Annotated in this window: 4 protein-coding genes; 3 read left to right on the top strand and 1 reads right to left on the bottom strand. The window is 57.2% G+C overall.

The window, feature by feature from the left end; all coding sequences use genetic code 11:
• The first annotated feature begins 160 nt into the window (after positions 1-160).
• From AAGA68_24960 to AAGA68_24950, 3 genes are all read left to right on the top strand, one after another.
• Positions 161-724: a recombinase family protein gene (locus AAGA68_24960; GenBank protein MEM9388326.1), complete on the top strand. Its 564-nt coding sequence runs from the start codon at positions 161-163 to the stop codon at positions 722-724.
• A gap of 238 nt (positions 725-962) precedes the next feature.
• The gene (locus AAGA68_24955) at positions 963-1370 is read left to right on the top strand and encodes a hypothetical protein (GenBank protein ID MEM9388325.1); all 408 of its coding nucleotides are present in this window, start codon (positions 963-965) and stop codon (positions 1368-1370) included.
• A 309-nt stretch (positions 1371-1679) separates the two neighbouring features.
• Positions 1680-1886 (top strand): hypothetical protein, encoded by a 207-nt coding sequence (locus tag AAGA68_24950; protein MEM9388324.1) that lies wholly within the window; start codon positions 1680-1682, stop codon positions 1884-1886.
• 369 nt (positions 1887-2255) lie between these two features.
• Here AAGA68_24950 and AAGA68_24945 read toward each other — a convergent pair whose 3' ends face one another.
• Positions 2256-3887, bottom strand: a complete 1632-nt coding sequence (locus AAGA68_24945) for a hypothetical protein (protein MEM9388323.1) — start codon at positions 3885-3887, stop codon at positions 2256-2258.
• Positions 3888-6001 lie beyond the last annotated feature (2114 nt).

The following is a 6001-nucleotide window of genomic DNA, read 5'->3' as shown; positions in this document are numbered from 1 at the left end:
TTCGCGTTCGGCGGCATCATCTTGCGCACAGCTTGCTCACGGATCTGCTCGGAATAGCGGGGCATCGAATGCTCTCTCTTCCGCCCCCCGCTCAGAAAAGTAAGAATCAAATCACCGGGCAACTATCCTGACAGGGGGGGGCCCCACGGGAGAGAGCATCATGGGTCGCCGTATCGCCTACATCCGCGTATCAACAGAAGAACAACCTCCTGACCGTCAGATAGACGCGCTACGGGAAAGCGGCGAGGCCGTCCAAGTCGAGCATGGCGTGTCTGCGACTGCGAAGCGCAGACCGGTGATGGATGCATTGCTGGAGGAATTGGCTACAGGAGACACGTTGGTGGTGAGCTCAGTAGACCGCGCCTTTCGCTCCACAGCACACGTGACGACGGTGCTAGATACGCCTTTCGACCGAGGGGTCCGAGTCTGCATTCTTGCCCTGGGGATGGACACTGGCACGCCAACCGGTCGGCTGCTCTATCGCGTCATGGCCGCCCTGGCTGAGTTCGAGCGCGATACCCTCAGCGAACGCACAAAACAAGGATTGGCAGCTGCGCGTCGTCGTGGTGTAAAGCTCGGTCGTCCTCGAAAGATTGATGAGTCCACGCTGCGTTCTATCCAAGCCCAGCTCGCCGCCAATCCTTGCCTACCGATCTCCGAAGTTGCTGCGATACACAATTGCTCCCGCCATACAGTATCTAGAGCGATTAGGCACTACGACTAGTCATGAGGCTCACACTTGTCGAGCATAAAGCTAAGAAGAAAGCTATTAATGAGGACGCTCGGCGTATCAAACATCAAATGACGCTGATAGCGGAATGTACCTGTAGTCTGCGATGCGACGTATAAAGACTCCTTCGATAGGGCAGGTAGGTTCCAACATAGGAAGCCCCTTAGGGGCGGGCCGGAGGGGCGTCCGCAGAAGGATCCGTCCAAGGACAATTAGGAGTGAGGGTGCTCATATGGAGTTAGGACGTCTGATCGATTTTTTTGAGAACAGGCTGAACGTGAAGGAGTTTCGCTTGTTACTCCAGCAAGAGGCGAGGGACCACTACAGAAAACTCGGCAAGACTGGCGTTTCAGCACCCATCTACTTGATCGGGGACAAGGCGTACAAGATTTCCGCCGCCAACCTAGATCGCATCATCGGTTGCTACATATCGGACGATTTGCCCATAGAGTGCGTTCGCTATCTGTTTGAAGTAATGCAAATGTATGACGGCTTCTCGTTCTCGTCGAGTGAGCTAGAGGATGTGCTCCATGCTGCCTTTGACGAGTGTGAATTGACGCCGCCTTCGCCGTCGGATGTTCAGGAGATCAAAGAGAGGATTGCTGAGCTGATGGCAGGAGAGCAGCCTCATGGTGGTTGACAAGTTGTCTTGTCATGTGTGGATTTGCCTGTACCGATTTACTGTAAGTGCCCTCGATCCGGGCCTTCCACTGTCGCTCACGCCTCGCCGCGTCTCGATGATCCTTCGCCATGACTCACTCCCGTCGCTGATGACGGGGCGCAGTGTCAGGCGTTCGCGCGGGCCTGAGAAGACGGCGAATCGAGGGCGCTTACGCTATTCGAGAGGTGGCTCATCGAATCGGGCTTCGGGACGTTCCCCAAGGTGGGCAAGTTCACGTAGCTGTGACTTGAGATCATCCGATTTTCGGGAGATGTCCTCTAAGCGTTCTTGAAAAGCTTCTTCTTGCTCTCGGCGGTTTGTCAGGTGGCGGTAGATCACTTCATCACGCTCCGCCTGATGCCTCTCGTGAAGCTGGTACCGTTCCGCGAATTGACGATGTTCGATTTCGTGACGCCGGCCGACCTCATCGTGCTCTCCGACGCGCGCACAGTCTCAACTGCCCTTGCGTCTCCAATGGCGCGCCTGTTGTACTGATATCCACAATATGCACCAAAGGCTGAAGACAACGACACACACCCAGTACGCCTCGGGAACGATTAGTACCGGGTTCGTAACTTCAGCTCTGACGAAGGCGATAGGAGACAGGAACAAAGCCGCCGCAGCGGTGCCGATTGCCAGTGTTCCGTCACCAGCGTTGAATCGCTCCAGTTGCCTCCATAGGCAGATCAACGCTACCAGTGCCAAGGGCGCTACGTACGGGGCTATCCCGAGCCACCAAGGATCGCGTTTGACCAACGCCCAAACACCCAGTCCTGAACCGGGCCCGAAGCGAATTGCAACGTTTGCCAAATAGGCTGCCCAGCACGAAAGTCCGAAGATCAGCACTCTGGCGAACACAGCGGTTCAGGGGACGATCTCTTCGATCGTAACGCTGTCACCGGCCGGATTTGAGGTGCCGTACTTGACGATCAACTTGTGATCTCGTGGCCCGAGGAAGGGTCGCGTTGACCAACCGGACGGTGGCCCGGACGGGTTGGTCACTGTCGAGGGCCGCCCACCCGATAACGCAGATCGTGGACAGTCCAAATTGATTCCTCCGAAGGAGCTGATCCCCACATCCTGGAAGTAGCGAGCTTCCCCTATCACGGCGTAACGCCCAAACGCTTGCGACGGTGCCACCGTACTAAACACGTCGTGACCTCGGAACCCAAGGGCACGTAGGTTCTCCAGCGACTGATCGAAGTTCCGTGAACGCTTGACTGAGCCATTCACAACACTCCACGCTTCATAGAACACGTATGATGCTCCCCCAACTAGGTCTTCAGGGGTATCGCAAACGCTCGCTACAGTCGTCGTCGCCGGCTGCTCCTCAACCCAAAGATCGAAATCGACATCTACTCTCTGCACAATCGTTCCAAACGAATTCTCTGGCACACGGAAGCGGACGATTGCAATCGCCTGGTTTCGACGTAGGTTGACCTTGTTGCTGATGGGGATGATCTCGAAGATGCCGTTAGACTCTTCCGGTTCGCTCGCCCCTGCGGCGAGTAGTAGAGAAGTAATCAGGTTGTCGAGCCGAGTCATGTCGGAGTCGGGTAGGGATCGTCCGAGAAGCACCTCGAGGACATCCAGGACAATCCGCACGTTGGCGTCGCCGACCTGTACGTCCACCGACTCGAGTAGAACCTCGAGGGCATCGACCGCTTGTTGTGTTCCCGGCACGTGGGCTGACCAATCTACGCTCTCTTGTATGACATCAGGCCATACAATCTCGAACTCCCTGAGTACCGCAAACTTGGCATCGTTCGTCAGGCAAACGTCCTCGAAGCCCAGACAGGAATTCAAGTAGTCCGCGTAGGAAGTGTAAGTGTCGGAGTACTGGGGCAACGGATACGCCAAATCGGCAGTCACCCAACCAGCCAACGTGTCGGCACAAGCAACTGCTATAGAGGCATTGATGATGCGCCGTGTCTTGTTGAAGAAGGGGCCGATTCCTGACGTACGGAGAAAGTAGTCTCGATCATCGACCCACGCATCTATGTCCCCGATGAACTGAAGTAGATCTCCCGACAGCGATACAGTGGCTTCCGCTCTTGCCCCAGGCGCGCCTGCGAACAGCAGTAGATCGGGTACCCCAGCGAACTCTGAACCTAGGTTGACGAACGCGTCCGGGCGGTCGTCGCTGTCCAGTTCAATCTCCCAAACACCTGATACGGATTCGGTCCACTCGCGGGCAGCGCTAAGTTGTGCTGCGGTTGGATTGGGGACTAGGTTGAGCTCCCCGCTTGCTTGGACAAGTAAAGTGTCTTCGACTGAGGGCCGTAGGCGAACCGGTGCTAGGACACCACCCGTGCTGATTAAGACGAACTGCGCAGGGGCGGCCACAAGCAGATCGGAATCGCCGTCGCCTTCGAGGTCTCCGCTGTAGGCACGGTACTCGAAGCCAAACGCGAAACACTGGCTCGAGAGTAGCGCGAACAAACAGATGGCCCCGCGAGCGTAGAGCGTCCAGGCTTTGCAAATCTCCGCTTTCATCCCTTTGCCCCCATGGTTGGGTCTGGTCATCAGCCGTAGAAGCAAAACGGCACCTCTAGCGTTGACCGATCTGGATCTCCCTCTGCAGCACGACGCAGAGGTAAGCCCTGCTAGCGCGCACACCCCACGCCGCATGAGGGCGTTCCAGGCACAGCGGGTCGGCTCACGCCGAGCGCGTTCTCGAGCTGCCGCGCCACGGTGTCCCGGGGCGCCGTCGCCTCTAGCCGCTGCCGGAGCCAGTGGTATTGATCACTTCGATGTCACCAGCATTGACCGCGATACTACCGGTCGTACCATGATTGGGGCACAACCGAGTGTCGACCCTGGCGCGACGCCTGGCTGCTAGTCGATGAGTACCATGTTCCCGAGAGCGCGACACTCGGCGCCCTGATTCCGCGCATCTAAGTCTATTACGATACCCAATTGCCGACCTGATGCTTGAGCGGAAAGGGCCATACTGAAGGCTCGGTCGACCAGCTTCTCTCCAAGCACGGGATCTCGAAAATACACGCGATCGTGCAGACATCCGTCCAGCGCGGTCGATGTCAAGCCTATCGCCACCAAGTCGTGGGACTGTTGAACGAACTCAACTTGCCCATACGCCCACCATGCGTTCTCCGCAAGGGCTGATGCGTTCAAGCCGAGTACTAGCGCACCGACGGCGCATGATGACAGTGTCCGACTAGCGATACTTGTCATGGTCACTCTCCGTGTGCCAATACACTGGCGCTATAGCACCAAACCTATCCGCAACTTGTCAAGAAAACAAGATTCATGGGAAGTTAAGGTGGGTGATCGGCACATGAAGAGAGCGGGGCGGGCTGGGGCTGTTAACGCGAGTTAGGGCATCGGTGATCAGTGCGAAGCGGCTGAGAACATAAACATGGCGTCGACGCTGACCGAAGCGTGAGGCGATTCGGCGGTAACGCTTGAGCGAACGGAACAGGCTTCCACTTCGCTTCGGTTCTCGGAGACGCTTTGTGGCCTCTTCGGCGGTCCGGCTTGCTCAGTCAAAGTCGACCGCTAGCTGGTGTGCCTAGCCTTCTAGGTTCTACATCAGGCAGCCTCCCCACTTCTCATCGAAGCTTTGCTCTGGATGGTGGCTGCTTCTGCGGCCTATGTCTCGCTTTTTGCTTTGGCGCGAGGGCGCTGCAGGCTCTCATGAGAACCCAAGGAATTGGCCGCATCCCTCCCACTCCACCGCTTACATCGAGTTTTGCCATCATAGTTTCGGAGGCGCCGCTCACTGCGCGTAGCGCTCTCTATCTCGCGGCTCCATACGCTATCTTGCGGAATGACGTTGTCGGTGCCGTGCTCAGCGGAGTTGCAGGCTGGAAATGCTGGACGAGAAAATTCATGTGCATCGCGCTCTCATGTGCATGCAGTTGTTGTGCGTTTCGTCAGAGTGCTCAGTAGATGTCCTAGATGTGCCCGGAACGTCTCCGGTGCGAGCAGCGCTTCTCAAGTGCCTCAGTGCTTTTGCTAAGAGTCCTATGGGAGACTGTTCTTGTTGTCTTGCACATCGAAGATCCCGCAACGATAAGCTGAACTGTCTCCAGACGTGAGAAATCATCCATACGAAATGGAACCGATTTTGGAATGACCGGAAATGGGGGTATGTTGACTCGCAGGAGACCACTACTCGTCCGCCGCGCACTCGCCATGCCTTTGGCGCCCGAATGATACGAGGAATGATAGGTTGGCCCAAGCTGGATGTTCGCTTCACCAGCGGGGAGGCCAGCGATGCCAACGACTCCATGTCGAACTGCACCGGATGACGACGGCTGCATGGCGACGAGAGGATCGGGTGCGACTGGGAGTCCGCGGCGGCATAGCGGATTGAGCTGAGGCTGGCACCGCGCGCTCTCGTTGTCTGCAGACGGCCGGACTGTTGGGCCGATCGGCCCTATCTCGGCTGGCCCGGCGTCCGAGCAACCCGCAAGCGGCGTTACAGGACTGGGTACAGAGTTCTTCACAAGGTACGGTCTCGTCATCATTTGGGCGTTACGCCCTGAGTTGAGGCTCGGTGACGCGCCTCTCTTAGCGGCGGCGGATCGCGCTTTACGCTTCGAGGGAGACCGCCATCACTAGTAGTGTTGATACCTTGCGTAACC

The sequence above is a fragment of the Pseudomonadota bacterium genome (genome assembly GCA_039193195.1).
In the GTDB taxonomy this organism is placed as follows: Bacteria; Pseudomonadota; Gammaproteobacteria; order Steroidobacterales; family JBCBZW01; genus JBCBZW01.
Note: the sequence above shows the minus strand (reverse complement) of the source record. Positions and strands in the feature narration are given on the sequence as shown.